The following is a 15,247-nucleotide window of genomic DNA, read 5'->3' as shown; positions in this document are numbered from 1 at the left end:
TGGGCTTGATGGCACTGTTGCTCATCGCTCACGATAGAGAAAATGAGAGAGATTGCTTCCATGAGTGAGCCCCAATCCCTGCCCAAGTGGGAAGTGCCTAAATCCTATGATATTGGCGTAGCGTACTACTTCCGTAACCTGTTGAAAGGCAATCCCTACCAGGAGCGCTTTTTCAAGCAGTGGATTGCCCGTATTGATGAATCGAACATCAAGAACTACTACGACTACGAGACCGACAAGCCTCTGCGTTCGACGCGTGGGGAGCAGCCTCTCGAAATCGCCGTGGATCAGATCGAGCGCATGGTGCAAAGCGCCAACTTGCCGCGCAAGATCGAAACGCAGCTGTTTGATCAGATTGACTACCTGTCCGACAACAAGGGGAAGATCGACTTTAAGCGCGTGAAGGAGCTGTTTGCCTATGCGGGCATTGAGGGCGTCTACGATCTGGAAAACAAGCGGCATTTCCAGGTGGAATATGATCCACCCTTCACCGTCGACAACCTGTTCATTGATCGTTGGAGCGATCAGGATCGTGTCGACATGGCCAGGATGATGGCTGAGAAAGGGGAAATCCCTGATCATCGCCAGAAAATCGCTGGCCTACAGACTGTTATTGCCGAACTGAACATGCAGGCGCTCAGTGATTCGGGCATCCATGCCAAGCTTCAGGAAGCATCAGCGCAGTTCATGGCGCCCGCACCTGGCTCAAGCATTGAGGAGTTGGAGCGCAGCTCGCGGGAGGCGGCTAATGCTGGTAACAGCATAGAGGCGCTCAGCGCCCAGGCAGCGGAGGAAAATGCGCGCTTTGAGCAACGCGAAGACATTCTTCAAATGCGTGCCCAGATCGAAGCGCTGCAGCAGGATGAAGCCATCAAACTGGCCAAGGCGGTGGAAAAAGTACCAGCAAGCCTTGCTGAATTTCCTGTGCTTGACCCGAAATTCGACATGGAGTGGGACGAGTCTTTTGAGCGATCGATTGATGATGTCGATCGGTGGGCCAAGGCCTATTTTGACGGCAAAGGCCCTGCAGATTTTCCCAATCACGAGCCTGACGCCGAGGAAGCTGCCACGCTGGATAGAAATTGCATGGAGGCCAAACGTTATGACCTGGCCCGCTACAACAAGGCATTCAAGGAGTTTGAGGCAGGCCCGTTGCGCCAAATCAGGATCCGCAATGCAGGCTTCAAGGACTGGGCGCTCAAGGATTTCGTGCTGAGCTCGGTGAACCGTGGCGAAATTGCCAAAAACCGGATTCTCGACGTGCCCCGCGACTTCGCGAACGCCGTCAAGGCGGAGCTGGCTGACGGCCTGATGGCGAAAATCAAGGCGCCGACTCGTATTGAGAAAATTCACGATGATTCGGGGCGCTACACACTGGTTCTTAACAACCTGGATGTTGGAAGCTTTCATCCAGATGAGGTATTGAGTATGAGCACGGACATCAACGAAGCACCCCAGGATCCGAAGGCGATCGAAGAAGCCAAAAGACGCGCTGAGGAAAAGAACAACGATCCTGCCCTCCAGGACGCCGACAGTGACGCCTACATTCCAGGTGAGCCAGATCCGCAAACCCGCCGCACAGCGGCAGCAGGGGCAGCGGCAGCAGCAGATCGTTTGATTGATCCGGGCCAACACATTCCGGCCCCGAAAGGGGCGGCTGCTCCTCGGCCTCAAGATCCGACCAAACCCAAGGACGCCTTCCCAGGCATGGGCATGAGCGGCATGGGTGGTATGGGTGGTATGGGTGGTATGCCACGCGGTATGGGCGGCATGGGCATGCCGCCACCACCCCCGCCGATGTTCAATATCAGTTTCGGCCTGCCCAAGACGCCGAGCTTCAAAGGCCTGTCGTCTCGGCCTGGTGTGTTCTCGCGCAATGCCTTTGATCCGGGTGTTACCGCCAACAGCATTAATGCCAAGATGAACCACATCAACGGCCTGACCTCGATGCTGGAGACCGGTACGCACGCTGACGGCAAGCCGCTGAGCGCCGACCAGACTCTGCGTGGCTGGAGCGAGTTGACCAACAGCATGAAATCCCTGCAGGAGGACGTGACCAAGGCCCACAAGTTCGGCGCGAAGAAAGGCTCGCCGGCACTGGCCGAATCTGTCGGGGCGGCTGACCAGTCATTGCGCAAGGTGCGCTCGGTAGTTGATGAAAAGGCCAAGGAGCCCGGTGCCGTAGGCGAATGCGCCAAGCAGGCCAAGGAGCACATGGATAAAGTCATCGCCATGATCCAGAGCATCGTCAAGATGATGATGGCCATGTTCTCGAAGGGGCGCAGCAACGAGCGCAGCAGGGAGCGTGAAGAGTCCCCTGAGCCGACTTGAGTGGCTACCCATGATCTTTCACAGAGTTAGGCTGAAAAACGCCCTGGTGCCCATCAGGGGCCTGCTCTGTGAAGACTGGGACTGGTTCAAGCGGAATTATCCCGATCACCTGCGAGACCCCCTCTCGCAAAACATGTGCTTGCTGACGACCGCCTACCTCTTGCACCTGTTCACCCAGGCGGGTGTGACGGGCTGGACGCCCCGCGAGGGCGTGCCTTTTGTCGATGAATTCAGGGTGGATGATCATTATCCGTCAGGGGGCATGCTTGCCAGGAATCAGCAGTGGTCAGCCCATGCCTGGCTGGAACACGAGCAGGGCTGGATTCTCGATCTTACGGCAGACCAGTTTGGCTATGCTGAGATCATCCTCACCCGAAACACCGACCCCCGCTACAAGTGCAATATCCCGCAGCCAGAGGTGGTTAAGCGCATCGGTGAATGTGCGCTTTCCCTTGAATGGTACGAATACCATCTGGCAGAGCCTCGGGCGCGCCTTGTGATCGAGCAGTTCAGGCAGATGATGAGCAACCCGCCCCAGCTTGATATTCACCTCCCCCTCAGTCGGAGGGGCTCAGAGGAGGCTGCCCTGTAGCGGGGCTTCATGCGCCGGGGCCACCTGAACTTTGGGGCGACCCTGGACAATGTCCAGCAGATCGTCGTACGTGATTTCACCGAGAAATACGCGATAGGCATCCCCGTGACAGGCTTTCGGTGCGCAGAAGCAGCCCAGCGTCTGGGCGCGCAATGTTTCCAGGTTCTCAAGGATCCAGCGTCGCCGGTCTTGCTCGATCTTCTCGTACCCAGGCTTTCCTGCCAGCCAGTCATGGAAGGCCAGGATGCAACCCGCACGGTCGAACACCTGATTTTCATGCAGAGGGTTTTTACCGCCGATCGGAAAGGGGTTCCCGAAATGATAGGGGTCGCGGCTGCGCCCAATGAAAATGGCGTGATTGCTGTTTGCGCGAATATTGGAGACTTTGGTAATCATGGCTTGTCCGCAAGGGTGCTCAAGGAAGACAATATTAGTATAAGTCGAGGAGAACAATAAAATGAAAGAGACTTGGTTCGTTGCCTATGACCCCACCACCACCCTGTGGGACGCGAAGGCCATTGCTCCAGATTTTCCCGATGACGCCTGGTTGTACAAGGTGATTGCCCGCAATGCCCACGAAGCCATTGTCTTTGGCCTGGAGCAGCACAAGGCCCTGATGGCTGACCTTTCTCCCACCGAGCTGAGGGTTGCGCAGAGCATCGTGAGGCAGGTTAATCGCGTGGAGCGCAAACCTGATGAAATTCTCATGATTGACGTCCCGCAAAAATTACTGGCTGGGGCCCAGACACTTTCAGAGCGCGGCTTTTTCAACCTGGCGCACCATGAAGAGGTGTTGATCCGGATCTCATCTGCCGGCTGGAAAGCCCTGCAGGATCACGTCGAAAAACAGCGTAAATTCGAGGACGAATACGACTACGCTCAGTTGGCCTGAACGTCTGGAGAGCCAAGGATGGCTGCCCCATGCCCCGCGCCCAGCCCAGGTGATGGCGAAGGCGGGCCGTCTTAGTCGCCCCCGTCACCACCAGCATCTGTGTCGGCGAAATACCCGCCAGCATCGCCTCCGGATTGGGCGTTCCCACTGTGTCCGGACTTCGTGGGAGCACTCAACCACAGGAAGAACGCACTCATGCAAAACCAGAAAACAAAGGCGACAATCAACACTGGTGTCGGCAAGCCGCGAAACACCCCCACGCGTCGTTGGCCCAGATACACAGGCCAAACAATATGGCAGCAATGGCTAGCACAGGCATTTGAACCTCGAAAGGATTGGCAGGATCAGTGGCAATACCGGGCCTGGTATCGCCTGTAAAAAGGGCGAAATGTCATTACGCGGATGCTAACGGCTTTAGTCGCCGCCACCGCCGCAGCCACCACCATCACCGCCGCAACCGCCTCCGTCACCCCAGCCACCAGCATCTGTGCCGCCACCTGAGTCGCTCTGATTGCTACGACGACCACCGCTTGATTCGGTGCGCTCACCCATTTGACTACAGACTGCTGCACTCGTCCAAACAAAGACGATCAGCCCGCATATGGCGATAGTCCAGAGCATACTGTCATCAAGCTTGTTTAGCTCGGCAGCTGACGCAGTGAGTGGCATGAACAATCCGAGCATCATCCAACGCATTTTTAGCATGAGCAATTCTCGATATACATCTAAATTGGCGCAACCACATGTTCGCACAGCCACCGAATAAATCAAGAGCCTTTGACCAGGCCACCCTGAAGCTCAGGTCGGGGTCACCGGGGGATCGCTGCCCCCTCCTCAGCGACATCGTCCTTTTCATCGCCGAAAACCCTAGTCACCTGGGCTTCTTCGGCCAATGCCTGAGCCCCACTCGACGAGGCATCAGGGCGCATCCAGACTTTCAGTAGGCCAATTATCGTTCCAAAAAAACCTGTCAGCATTATCCCAAGCACCGGACTGAACCCAGCAGCGTGACCCATTTCCAGATAGCGGGAAACCAGCATGTACAAGATCCCAGAAACCCACATGCCTGGGAAGATCCAGAGAATTCGAATCATGACCTATCTCTACATGCGCCGAAATTGACGCTTTGTCATGCTCTCATATTTTGGACGCAAAAAAACCCCGAAAAAACAAAAAGCGAGCCGTTCGCAAGCGAACGAAGCGACGACGTCCCCTAAACTTCGGGGCAGCTTCGGACAACGAGAAAAATGAGCAGAAACAATGGGTTGGTGAACTCTTGCTACAGGCCATTGGGTGACGCATAGCACTACAGCCAGGTCATCACAGAGCGATGCCCAGTACCCAGGACAACGGGGCTGAAACTTCGTCCAGTACGGGATTTCGCTGAAACTCAAATGCCTGCAGCCAAATCAGCGCCCCCAGCGACCAAATGCCAATCATTGCGACATGGGCGATTCGTCGCCCCCATCGGGTTCGGCTGGAAGACTGCCGGGCCTGGTGTTGTTGCAGCCATTTGAATTCCGCTGCAGTCAGCATGACCAATTTTGCACTCATGCCGACTCCTTGCTGGTATTCGTGCCTACAGAGGGCACCCTTTGTGGGTGAACGGATTGGCATTAGGGGCACCAATGCTGTTACTACGGTACGCCCCATGATGCGCGCCCAGTCAACCCTGGAGGTTGATCAAACCGCTGCAGCCGCGTCTTTGGAAAGCTCATAGAGCTTGGTGCGAACATAGTCATCGGCACCGATTTCCGTGCAAATGGCATCGATCTGTTCGATCATGCCTTCCTTTCCCTCCTCCTCAAGGCTTTCGGCGGTCGAAGCACGCAAACGCTCGACGAACTGACTATCCCTGACCAACCCCTGCTGGAACTGATCGGCACTCATTGAGGCGTCGGTGAAGACGATTGGCACAGTTTTAAGTGCGATGCGCTCAACACCCCCCTGGGTGACGGCGAACACATTGACCTCAAGCGACTCTTCCAGTGCAGTTAGGCGGATCAGACGGCCTGCCTTGATGAGCGTATGACCCTGCTCGGCCTCCATGGTTGGAATCGAGGAATCGGGCTCGGCAACAATCCCCAGGGCGGGAATCACCACGCGGGCACGGCTGCCCTGATCCAGTCGATTGTGCCCACCCCAGGAGGTGTGACACTCCATCTCCAGCTTATGCCATTGGCCATTGTCATTGACTTGGATTTGATAACGCTTGGCGCTGTATCCGGCGACATGTGCCAAACCCGAAGCCTGGAGAATCGCGGCGATATGCCCTTTGCTACGGTCAAGCCAGCGGCCATCCCTGGGCACCAGAACAGCCTGGCGCCCCTTCACCGCATTGATGATCTCCAGCACTTTGCCCATATCACGGTTTTCGTGCAGCAGGTCACCCAGGACAACAGGCAGCAGCTGCCGCTCAGCAGCGATCTCGAAGGCGTTCACCAGCTTGCCCATGGACGTGTCCCAGGTGTTGTCCACGCGCCCTACACGGCGCTCTGAGCCCAACCATGGGTCACCGACCAGAAGAAAGCCCTTCATGCCGGTAATCACGGAGGTTTCAATGCTTTGCGGGTTCAATTCAAGCATGGGAATGCGCTCCAATGGTCTGTTGGCAGGTAGGGCAGATGCCACCGAGTTGCGCAATCAAGGCGTCCTTGCGTTCCTTGATGGCGACTGCTTCGTGCTGGCAGGCTGTGATCTTGCCCTTCCAGGCGTCCACAGCAGCGGACGTTTTGTCCAGGCGATTGATCAAGTCAGCCTGGGCCGACAAGTCCTTGAGGGTTGGTGCTGCTACGGGGAGGAGCGCGTGCACCGCCTGCAGGATTTCAATCGCCTTGATGCTCTTGCCCCAGCGAACCCCGAGATGCTTGAGCTTGTTCGAGTCATGCAGCACTGGCACTGCCGGCGCTCCAGGCAGGCTACGCAGCTGTCTAAGGATGTTGACCACCTGGCTGTTGCGCTCAATGCCCTGAATCAATGACTGTAGTTTCTGGGTTTCCATCAGCTGGACAGGCACCAAGAAGTAGCGACTGACCTCTTCAATTCCGGATTTCAAAATGCCGATCGCTTGTTCGGCATGGTTTAACTTGGCATCCAGCTTCGCCAGACGCGCCATTTTTTGACACTGCTGAATCAGTTGCTCGTGACCTAACAGCAAATCGTCATCTGGTGCCTCGTCGAGCAAGGGCGACAAGATCTTGAGCTGGTTCTTGATCCGGTTCAGCTCAATCTCCAGCGCAGCCTTGCGCTGGCGGGCATCCATGATCTGCTGGGTGAACTGCTGGAGCATGCGCTGAACGTCTCGCGACTCACGCCCCAGTGGCAGCATCTTGGCCCGATCCATCGGTGTGTATCGACTCGACAGGAGGTACTTGGGCTCATCCTGCGGATGCACATGAATATCCTGGCCATGGATTCGCCCCATTGCCAGGTAGGTGTGCAGCCATTCGGGCACCTTGCCCTTGCCGGCGTTCGAGCTTTCGATGCACATCCCGTTTTTGTCCTTGAGCTCAAGGCTGGTGCGATTACTGCCTTTACGGGCGTATTTCCAGATCAGGCTCATGCCCTCTTCAAGCCCGATCTCCACCTCGAAGTGAGGGCGATGGTGGCGAATCCGGGTCTCGGTGCCGTCGTTGTCCAGCAACTCCGACACGGCGGTGATGAACTTGCTCTTGCCAAGGTCGTTGTCACCAATGATCACGTTCACCCCTGGGCCCAATTCCACCAGGATGTTCTCGTGCGGCCCGAAGTCCTTCAGGCGGATGTACCGCAGGGCGTTATCAGGGTACTCGACGCTGTCATCGACCACCTCATCGCTGATGGTACGCGAGTGGGTTTTGCCATTTTCGCTGTAAATCTCGATGATTCGCGAGTAGCCGGAGAAGTACGCAGCGGGTTTGTGGCTGATGTAGATCACCTGAATGCCCAGGCGGTGCGCCAGCTGCTGCATGACCGCCGCAAAGGCCGGAATGTACATTTCAGCCAGATGGCAGTCCGCTTCGTCCAAAAACAGCACGCGTCGGTTGGGGTGGCGCGCCAACACGACGAAGCGCAGGCCCATGGCCACGATGTTGGCAATGCTGCCGCCCCGGTCACGACTGACGTTCTCCAGATCGCCGTTGGAAAGGATGTCCACATCCAGCGCCGCCAGGTTGTTGCGCATCGAGCTGGTGAAAACGATCTTTTCACCGGTCTTGTTAGGCATGATTTCATGAATCAGGGAGGTCAGCAGGTCTTCGAAAACCCCCTTGTTCTTGGCCTGCACTTTCATCTGCAGCGCCAGCAGGGCATGCTGAATGTCGTCTTTACGCATCAGCAGGGCATCACACGCGCCGATTTCAACCGACACCCGCGCCATGTCGTTCATGGCCTGCCGAGCCACGCCTTTCAGCTCGCTTTCGTCACGGGAAAGCTGCTGGACGGTCGCGGTCAACAGGTTCAGCTCGTCGAGGGGGTTCACTGTAGGCTGCAGAGTCATCGCTTACCCCCGAGCGCTAGGCGCGTTATTCAGGCGGTTGAGCTGGTCTCGAATTTCGCTGATTTTGGTGCGGCGGGCACTGACTGTGTTTTTGAATTCCGCGACCGCCCGCAGGTTTTCGGCATTGCCGGTGGTGAACAGCGCACGCAGCTCGTCAAGGGTGTTGCACCCTTCTGCCTTGGCCTGAGCCGCCAGCTCGGCAGCCTGAGCCTCGTGATGCTGAAGTTCGGTACCCAGACGGATCAGATCCGCCTGATTTTGACCCTCCAGTTCAATAGCCTGCTTGAGGTCTGCAGCAGCGTCAGTAGTCGACATGGTGAATCCTCCAGTGTGATGTTGAAAGTATAAGGTAAATTGCCATTTTGTCAATTTGCATGTTAATCGATTGAATCAATTTTATGAGGGTTCGTATTTCAGGGGGGCGCTATTTTCGCGCATGCGGCTGCACCACAGAAATGCAAATTGGCTCCAAGGAGCCAATTTTCAGGTAAACCAATCGGTGATCAGCGACTCGGGCCATCCTGCTGCGGTGCTTTGTAGTTAAAGGGGGTTTTGCCAAGCCCCGAGCACACTTCCTTGAGGTACGGCGAAATCTCGGTGACGATAAGCTGACCGAATTTACGCTTGGTTTTGGCGTAGGACATCACCAGCTTGTGCTTCGCTCGGGTCATGCCGACATACAGCACCCGGCGCTTTTCCTCCAGGACGTCATTGTCTTGCTCCTTTTCACCGGGGGTGGTGTCCTTGTCCAGCGCCGGCAGGTACACATGCCCCATTTCCATCCCTTTGGAGGCGTGAATGGTCATGATGCGGATGGTCTGCAACTGATCCGCTTCGGTTTGCCGGCTCATGTCGCCGAGCATGCTGAGCTCTTCGAGGATATCCTCGGGCTTGCGCCCTTCCTCCAGCTCGCGGAAGAAGCGGTCGAGCAGGAAGGCGACGTTCTGCAGGGAGTTGGCAATGGCATCGTCCAGCGGCACGTTGTCTTTCTGTGCCGCAGCGCGGCGGACGCCTGGGCCTAGGTAGGTTTCCCACAGGCGCTCAACGCCCGTGCGTATGTAGTCCACGTGTTCGCCATAGGCCACCAGCTTGCGGATGGCGAGCATCGAGTCCAGCAGCGGGGCCAGTTTCAGTGACACTGCCGAGGGCTCTTTCTTGGCATTGGTTTTCGCGGCCATCTCCACTAGATAGGCGTGCGCGGTCTTGCCTTGGGCCATGGCTTTCTTGGCGCTCTTGTCTGACACCCCAAAGCTGGTGCACTTGAGCAGCCGGCACGCGGCCATGGAGTCCCAAGGGCGGAACGTGAAGCGCAACAGGGCGATGGCGTTCTTCACCTCGGCGCGCTGATAGAAGCCGATGTCGCCCACCACCTGGTAGTTGATCGCATTCTGCACGAGCGCCTGCTCAATCGCCGGCTTGGCCTGGCGCGAGTGATAAAGGATCGCAATTTCCTTGCCTGGGATACCGTTGGCGAGATCACGCTTGATCCCCCTGGCGATGACATCGGCCTCCTGCTTGTCCGATTCGAAGGCCACGATCGAAACCGGTGCGCCTTGCGGATACTGGTCATGATCCTTGTACACGGCGCCATCGGAGAGCTTCTGGTTCATCCGGGCCGCCACCACGTTGGCAGCTTCGAGGATGGCCGGGGTTGACCGGTAGTTGATGTTCATGTCGATCTTGACCGCTTTGCGGTAGCGCTGCATGAAGGTCAAGATCACCTGGATGTCCGCGCCCCGGAAGCCATAGATCGATTGTTTTTCGTCACCCACCACCAGGATGTTTTCATGGTGCCTGGCGATCTGATCCATGATCCGCATTTGCACCGGGTTGGTGTCCTGGTATTCATCCAGCATCATGTAGCGGTACCGCTCCGCCAACTCCTGGCCAAGGCGTGGGTCACGCATCATCAGCTGATTGGCCACGACCAGGATGTCGTCAAAGTCGATGCCATTGGCCGAACGGCACAACAGGGTGTACTGATCCCAGGCATCCTTGGTGACGCGATACAGCACGTCAGAAGGATCGCCAAAACCGATCATCTCCCGCGCATAGGTTTCGGCGGTATGCCCTTTGGCCCTGGCCGCAGCCATTTGCTCCTCGATCTTCTTGGCCCAGCGCTTCTCGTCGATCATTTCCTGGGTATCCTTGTCGAGCTGCTTGATAGCTTCCTCGAACAAGGTTGAAGACTCGCTTTCATCGAAAATGGTGCACTCGTTGAAATCGATGCCGATCGATTCCAGGTACGGGTGGTTGGCATTGGCCTTGAGAATCACCTTGTAGATGATCGAGTGGAACGTGCCTGCGGTGATGTACTGGGCGACCTCGCCCACCATGGTCTCCAGGCGCTCCTTGATCTCATCGGAGCCCTTGTTGGTGAAGGTCACCAGCATGATCGAAGTAGCCGGCACATCCTTGATCAGCAGGTGCGCGGTACGCACGATCAAGGTTTTGGTTTTGCCTGCGCCTGGGCCAGCAATCGCCGCAACTGCACCATTGAGGGTCATGGCGCATTCGCGCTGCCGCTCATTGAGCCCCTGCATCAATAGCTCGATGCGCTCTTCTTCGCTATCGAGTGCCACGATGTCTTTGAGTGTAATCGCCTGTGCCATGCCGGCTCCCGCTGGTGCATTCATGCTTCTATTCTCGCCCAGGTCTGGGTCATAATTCAATTATAGCGTATATTGACAAGAATCAGTTCGGCTGGCAGATTGTCCGGGTCGACAGCTCAAACGTCAATACATACATTACTCGAAGGCTGCATCAGCCATCGAATCCCTACTAACAATATGATTTACAACGGATTTTTGAAATGGCTGATGAAGCAGATGTAGCAGGCGAGTTCCAGGAAGCTTTTTTGGCGAGCAGCCTTGAAGCCCAGCGGAAAAAGGTTTCTGACTCACCCAAAGCTACCGGCAAGTGCCTTTTTTGTGACGAACCCCTTCATTCATCCCCTGCGGCGGGAGAAGACCCAACCAAGGTCAAGCGTCCGCGCTGGTGCGACAAAGACTGCATGGACGACTGGCAACGTGAAGAAGATGCCAAGCGTCGTAAATCTGGCCGCAATCCAGTGGTGATGCCACTGTCGAACGAAGAAGAAGGCGAGTAAGCATGTCCCGCCTGGCCAGCCCCTCCTCCGACATTCCGCCGAACAATCGCATGAGCGCCGCGAAATTTCGTGAGTTGAACAGCCAGGCAGCGAAAGGTAAAAAGGGGCGCAATGGCAAATTCAATGCCATTGTCATCACCACCAGTGAGGGCCGCTTCGACTCCAAAATGGAGTATCAGCGGTATCTGAACTTGAAACTGATGCTGCGCGCAGGTGAGATCACTGATCTGCAGCGCCAGGTGCCCTACGAATTGACAGCCGGTGGTATTCACATATGCACCTATGTGGCTGATTTTGTTTACAAAAAACAGGATGTGACAGTCGTTGAGGACGTCAAGGGGTTTAGAACCCCGGAGTACCGTTTGAAGCGTCGACTGATGAGGGACATTCTTGGCATCGAAATCCTGGAAACAGGTAGAGTCAGAAAACCGAAAAAAGCATCCCCATAATAATAATCGGTAGCCACCATGATTCGAAGACTGATCCTCAGCACTGCCATGTTGCTTGGCAGCCCGCTGCTAGCCCACGCAGGTGTTTTCAAAGAAGAGCCCGTGTCCATGGCGGTGCTCAATCAATGCGTCAATCAGTCCAGTCAAAGCTACCAGCTAAAGCCCGTGATGCTAAAGACCATTATTGCGGTCGAGGGCGGTCGGGTTGGCACCATCAGTCCCAATTCAAATGGCTCCTACGACCTGGGTGTTATGCAGGTCAACACCCTGCACCTGCCCAGCATCAAAGCCGAACTGGGCTACAGCTGGAAGGATCTGGTGTTCGACCCTTGCAAGAACATTCAGGCAGGCTCCTGGATCTTGTCCAAACGCCTGAGTGAGGTGCCCGGCAAGCCATGGCTGGCCGTGGGCAACTATCATTCAAAGACCCCGAAATTTCGCACCCGCTACCTGAAGAAGATAGCCGCCGCCTACTCCAACCTGGCCTCCGTCATCGGCACTCCCAAAGAAGCATCCGCCATGCCCAGAACGACTGGGTGGGGCAGCCCTGCCGCCAGCACCCCCGCCCCTGTCGCCCCCGGCGTGATGGTGTTTACCGACAAGGGCGTCCCCTCGCTTGCAGCGCTTGAGCAGTCCATCCAGGGCGGCAACCAACCCCAATTCTCCACCCCTATGGCTCGCACGACGCCCAGGGCAGTCACCCCGAAAGTCGAGGTTGTGGCGATAAACAATAAACGTCGTATGTTAAGGTTCATTGAATGACAACCATCACGGTAATTACCGAAAAGAACTCTGTTTCCATAAAGCTGGCTGCAGCGATGGGCTGGAGCAAGAGCGCCCTGGGCTTCTCGGGGCAGTGGATGGGCAACACCGTTCACATGGTGCCAGCGCGGGGACACCTGCTGACCCTTCCTGCACCGGATGAAATCCAGCCAGGCCTTGGCTGGAACAACCCCAGGGCGATGGAGAACATCCCCCGCACCAAAAAACTGCGCCCCATCGTCGACGCGCCCGACTACAAGGGTCGACGTGTCGAAGATCACCTGAAAATCATCCAGCAAGCCCTCAGCCAGTCTGACGAAGTGATCCTGGCGACGGACGCCGACCGCGAAGGTGAATACATCGGCTGGTCGATCCTGGAGCACCTGAACTGGAACAAGGGCGTGCGCCGCTGCTGGCTTGCCTCCGGTGAAGACCCGGCCAGTATGCAAAAGTCCATGGCCAACCTGCTGCCAGGCTTTGAAAAGAAGTCGCTGGCCCGCGCTGCCGAAGCTCGCGCCCATTGCGATCATGCCTACATGTACATCACCCGCGTGTTCAGCCACTACGGCCAATACGGGTTGCTGGGCAATCACCTGGGGCGCGGCGGATCGCCACGCGAGCGCGTGATCTCCCTGGGGCGCGTGCAGTCTGCCGCCCTGTACATGATCTACAAGCGCGAGGAGGCGATCCGCAACTTCGTGCAGAAAACCTTCTTCAACATCTCCGGCGACTTCAACACCTCGGGCATTTCGCTGAACGCCGAATACACCCCCAAGGTAACCCGCGAGATGACCGAGAACGTCATTGATGGCGTCACCTGGGAGCCACAGGGCAATGATGGTGACAACAAGTTGGACAAGCCGTTGTTTACCGGCGAGCAACAGGTGCAACAGTTCGTCAAACGCCTTGAGCAACACGCCGCCCAGTCCAAGGTGCTGGAGTACTCCGAGGGCACAAGCGAGCAGCACCCGCCCATTACCTTCGACCTGGTTGCCGCGAAATCGGCGTTGATCAAAGCCACCAAGATCACAGGTGAAATTGCCCAGACGGTGATCGAGGACTTGGCCTCGCAAGGCTTCATCTCCTACCCGCGTACAGCGCATGGTGAGCTCCCGGCCAACCTGTACCCGGCCAACGAGCGAAACCCACTGATCAAGTCTGTGATGAATGTGCCTGGGCTCGCTGCTGCCGCCCAACAGGCCATGGCTATTCACGACGGCAATGACCCCAAGTACAAGCCCTTCAAGCCAAAATGCTTTACCACCAAGAAACTGGAGCACCATGGCTTAATCCCCACCCTGCGCGCCGTGAATGCCCAGGTGCTGGCCAACATGTCGCCACAGAAGAAAACCGGCGACAGCATCCGCCACAATGGTGAGCACATGCGGGTGGCCTACACCTTGATTGCCCAGCAGTTCATCCAGGCCCTGCTGCCCCCGGTGAAATTGGCCACCCAGAAGATCACCTTCGCCGTGCCAGTCATCGACATGCTCGGCAACGATCAGTCGCTGTTTGTGGCCAAGGCAGCGCGCACCGTCGATTTCGGCTGGCGTGGCATCATGAACGTGGGCGCCGAGAAAAACGCCGAACTGCCCAAGCTCAAGAATGGCGACCCAGCCCTGCTGGAGCAGGTACTGCTCAAGGAAGGTAAGACCAAGCCGCCTGTGCGCTACACCGAACAGAACTTTGAAGAGGCCCTGAAGAACGCGGCCCGCGAAGTGGACGATCCGGTGCTACGCAAGTATGTGGCCAGCGGTGATGACAAACCCATGGGCATCGGCACACCGGCCACCCGCGACACGATCATCCCGATCCTCAAGGCAAGGGTCTACATCACGGTCGAGAAAAGTGCCCTGTTCCTGGCCCCCAAAGGCAAGGAGCTGATCGACTATCAGCGCACCAGCGGCCACGACTGGATGCACCGGATCGAAACCACAGCGCAGTGGGAGGGTAAGCTGGGTGAGCTGGCATTGCTGGAAGACGATCGTCAGGCCATTGCCATGCGCGACCAATTTATCGAGGACAACCTGGTGGGCCTGGAGGAATACGTCACCTGGATGAACGACAAGTACGCCACCGTGGAAAAGAAGCCGCTTGAGCGTGCACCCTCGGTGGTCACAGACAAGATGAAGCAGGCCATCAAGAACATCGCCGAGCGCAAGAACATCAAGCCGCCAAGCGGCGCCCTCAGCGACCCGGCCAAAGCCAAGGCCTTCCTGGATGAGCACATGCCCAAGCGTGAAGGCGGCGAAGCGGGCAACGGCGGCGTCTACCCACCAAGCGCCGCGCAACTGGGGCTGGTGGCCAAGATCGAGGCAGCCTGCGGGGTAGCGGTGACCGATGAAATCCGCGCCAGCGGCAAGCTGGCCAGCGAGTACATCGAAAAACACAAGCCCGCCCTCGACGCGCAATACAAAAGTGCCCCACCCACGGAAAGCATGATCAAGTTCGCGAAAAGCCTGGCGGCCAAGTTGCCAGCGGATCAGCAGCCGAGCGATGATGTCTTTACGCGTATGGACGCCTGCAAGGCGTTTCTCGACGCCCAGACAAAGGGCAGCACGGGTGGCTCCGGCAGTAAGTCATCTGGCAAGCCCGCCACAAAAGGCAAAACAGGAGGCGGCACACGCCGGTAACC

General features: G+C 57.0%; 15 protein-coding genes. 7 read left to right on the top strand and 8 right to left on the bottom strand.

The annotated features are described in order from the left end of the window. The first annotated feature begins 60 nt into the window (after positions 1–60). The gene (locus tag DV532_RS25535) at positions 61–2,331 is read left to right on the top strand and encodes a hypothetical protein (RefSeq protein WP_056799923.1); all 2,271 of its coding nucleotides are present in this window, start codon (positions 61–63) and stop codon (positions 2,329–2,331) included. A 10-nt stretch (positions 2,332–2,341) separates the two neighbouring features. Beyond that, a complete protein-coding gene (locus tag DV532_RS25530; RefSeq protein ID WP_056799927.1) occupies positions 2,342–2,923 on the top strand; it encodes a hypothetical protein in 582 nt (193 codons plus the stop codon). Here DV532_RS25530 and DV532_RS25525 read toward each other — a convergent pair. After that, positions 2,903–3,319, bottom strand: a complete 417-nt coding sequence (locus DV532_RS25525) for a DUF4326 domain-containing protein (protein ID WP_056799930.1) — start codon at positions 3,317–3,319, stop codon at positions 2,903–2,905. The two genes, DV532_RS25530 and DV532_RS25525, sit on opposite strands and share 21 nt — an antisense overlap. Positions 3,320–3,380: 61 nt before the next feature. Here DV532_RS25525 and DV532_RS25520 point away from each other — a divergent pair, with 61 nt between their 5' ends. Continuing rightward, positions 3,381–3,815 (top strand): hypothetical protein, encoded by a 435-nt coding sequence (locus DV532_RS25520; protein WP_056799933.1) that lies wholly within the window; start codon positions 3,381–3,383, stop codon positions 3,813–3,815. A 414-nt stretch (positions 3,816–4,229) separates the two neighbouring features. On the opposite strand, the gene DV532_RS30730 is transcribed toward DV532_RS25520, so the two are convergent. The 7 genes from DV532_RS30730 to DV532_RS25490 all read right to left on the bottom strand — a co-directional run bounded on the left by DV532_RS30730 (position 4,230) and on the right by DV532_RS25490 (position 10,904). Beyond that, on the bottom strand, positions 4,230–4,520 hold the full coding sequence (locus DV532_RS30730) for a hypothetical protein (RefSeq protein WP_082476855.1): 291 nt from the start codon (positions 4,518–4,520) through the stop codon (positions 4,230–4,232). Between the two features lie 104 nt (positions 4,521–4,624). Next, positions 4,625–4,909: a hypothetical protein gene (locus DV532_RS25515; RefSeq protein ID WP_056799937.1), complete on the bottom strand. Its 285-nt coding sequence runs from the start codon at positions 4,907–4,909 to the stop codon at positions 4,625–4,627. Between the two features lie 226 nt (positions 4,910–5,135). Beyond that, on the bottom strand, positions 5,136–5,369 hold the full coding sequence (locus DV532_RS25510; RefSeq protein WP_056799940.1) for a hypothetical protein: 234 nt from the start codon (positions 5,367–5,369) through the stop codon (positions 5,136–5,138). A 129-nt stretch (positions 5,370–5,498) separates the two neighbouring features. Next, positions 5,499–6,401 (bottom strand): hypothetical protein, encoded by a 903-nt coding sequence (locus DV532_RS25505; protein ID WP_056799941.1) that lies wholly within the window; start codon positions 6,399–6,401, stop codon positions 5,499–5,501. Further along, positions 6,394–8,292 carry an AAA family ATPase gene (locus DV532_RS25500; protein ID WP_082476857.1) on the bottom strand — a complete coding sequence of 633 codons (1,899 nt, stop codon included), beginning with the start codon at positions 8,290–8,292 and terminating at the stop codon, positions 6,394–6,396. Before DV532_RS25500 ends, DV532_RS25505 begins: the two co-directional genes overlap by 8 nt. A 3-nt stretch (positions 8,293–8,295) precedes the next feature. After that, positions 8,296–8,607 carry a hypothetical protein gene (locus DV532_RS25495; protein ID WP_056799943.1) on the bottom strand — a complete coding sequence of 104 codons (312 nt, stop codon included), beginning with the start codon at positions 8,605–8,607 and terminating at the stop codon, positions 8,296–8,298. A gap of 188 nt (positions 8,608–8,795) precedes the next feature. Then, a complete protein-coding gene (locus DV532_RS25490; protein ID WP_056799946.1) occupies positions 8,796–10,904 on the bottom strand; it encodes an ATP-dependent helicase in 2,109 nt (702 codons plus the stop codon). Between the two features lie 200 nt (positions 10,905–11,104). On the opposite strand from DV532_RS25490, the gene DV532_RS25485 reads away from it, so the two are divergent. The 4 genes from DV532_RS25485 to DV532_RS25470 are packed head-to-tail and all read left to right on the top strand — an operon-like array spanning position 11,105 to position 15,245. Continuing rightward, the gene (locus DV532_RS25485; RefSeq protein WP_056799949.1) at positions 11,105–11,401 is read left to right on the top strand and encodes a hypothetical protein; all 297 of its coding nucleotides are present in this window, start codon (positions 11,105–11,107) and stop codon (positions 11,399–11,401) included. Between the two features lie 2 nt (positions 11,402–11,403). Further along, positions 11,404–11,850, top strand: a complete 447-nt coding sequence (locus tag DV532_RS25480) for a DUF1064 domain-containing protein (protein ID WP_082476859.1) — start codon at positions 11,404–11,406, stop codon at positions 11,848–11,850. Positions 11,851–11,868: 18 nt separating this feature from the next. Beyond that, positions 11,869–12,612, top strand: a complete 744-nt coding sequence (locus DV532_RS25475; RefSeq protein ID WP_082476861.1) for a lytic transglycosylase domain-containing protein — start codon at positions 11,869–11,871, stop codon at positions 12,610–12,612. Then, the gene (locus DV532_RS25470) at positions 12,609–15,245 is read left to right on the top strand and encodes a DNA topoisomerase (protein ID WP_056799955.1); all 2,637 of its coding nucleotides are present in this window, start codon (positions 12,609–12,611) and stop codon (positions 15,243–15,245) included. The genes DV532_RS25475 and DV532_RS25470 overlap by 4 nt, the downstream gene beginning before the upstream one ends. Positions 15,246–15,247 lie beyond the last annotated feature (2 nt).

Origin of the sequence: Pseudomonas sp. Leaf58, assembly GCF_003627215.1 — a bacterium.
In the GTDB taxonomy this organism is placed as follows: Bacteria; Pseudomonadota; Gammaproteobacteria; order Pseudomonadales; family Pseudomonadaceae; genus Aquipseudomonas.
The sequence above is the reverse complement of the archived record's forward strand: the minus strand, read 5'-3'. Positions and strand labels throughout refer to the sequence as shown.

Coding starts and splice junctions, on each gene's coding strand:
- DV532_RS25470 (WP_056799955.1), top strand. CDS start 12,609: ATGACAACCATCACGGTAATTACCGAAAAGAACTCTGTTTCCATAAAG.
- DV532_RS25490 (WP_056799946.1), bottom strand. CDS start 10,904: ATGGCACAGGCGATTACACTCAAAGACATCGTGGCACTCGATAGCGAA.
- DV532_RS25525 (WP_056799930.1), bottom strand. CDS start 3,319: ATGATTACCAAAGTCTCCAATATTCGCGCAAACAGCAATCACGCCATT.
- DV532_RS25475 (WP_082476861.1), top strand. CDS start 11,869: ATGATTCGAAGACTGATCCTCAGCACTGCCATGTTGCTTGGCAGCCCG.
- DV532_RS25480 (WP_082476859.1), top strand. CDS start 11,404: ATGTCCCGCCTGGCCAGCCCCTCCTCCGACATTCCGCCGAACAATCGC.
- DV532_RS25510 (WP_056799940.1), bottom strand. CDS start 5,369: ATGAGTGCAAAATTGGTCATGCTGACTGCAGCGGAATTCAAATGGCTG.
- DV532_RS25535 (WP_056799923.1), top strand. CDS start 61: ATGAGTGAGCCCCAATCCCTGCCCAAGTGGGAAGTGCCTAAATCCTAT.
- DV532_RS25500 (WP_082476857.1), bottom strand. CDS start 8,292: ATGACTCTGCAGCCTACAGTGAACCCCCTCGACGAGCTGAACCTGTTG.
- DV532_RS25495 (WP_056799943.1), bottom strand. CDS start 8,607: ATGTCGACTACTGACGCTGCTGCAGACCTCAAGCAGGCTATTGAACTG.
- DV532_RS25515 (WP_056799937.1), bottom strand. CDS start 4,909: ATGATTCGAATTCTCTGGATCTTCCCAGGCATGTGGGTTTCTGGGATC.
- DV532_RS30730 (WP_082476855.1), bottom strand. CDS start 4,520: ATGCTAAAAATGCGTTGGATGATGCTCGGATTGTTCATGCCACTCACT.
- DV532_RS25485 (WP_056799949.1), top strand. CDS start 11,105: ATGGCTGATGAAGCAGATGTAGCAGGCGAGTTCCAGGAAGCTTTTTTG.
- DV532_RS25505 (WP_056799941.1), bottom strand. CDS start 6,401: ATGCTTGAATTGAACCCGCAAAGCATTGAAACCTCCGTGATTACCGGC.
- DV532_RS25530 (WP_056799927.1), top strand. CDS start 2,342: ATGATCTTTCACAGAGTTAGGCTGAAAAACGCCCTGGTGCCCATCAGG.
- DV532_RS25520 (WP_056799933.1), top strand. CDS start 3,381: ATGAAAGAGACTTGGTTCGTTGCCTATGACCCCACCACCACCCTGTGG.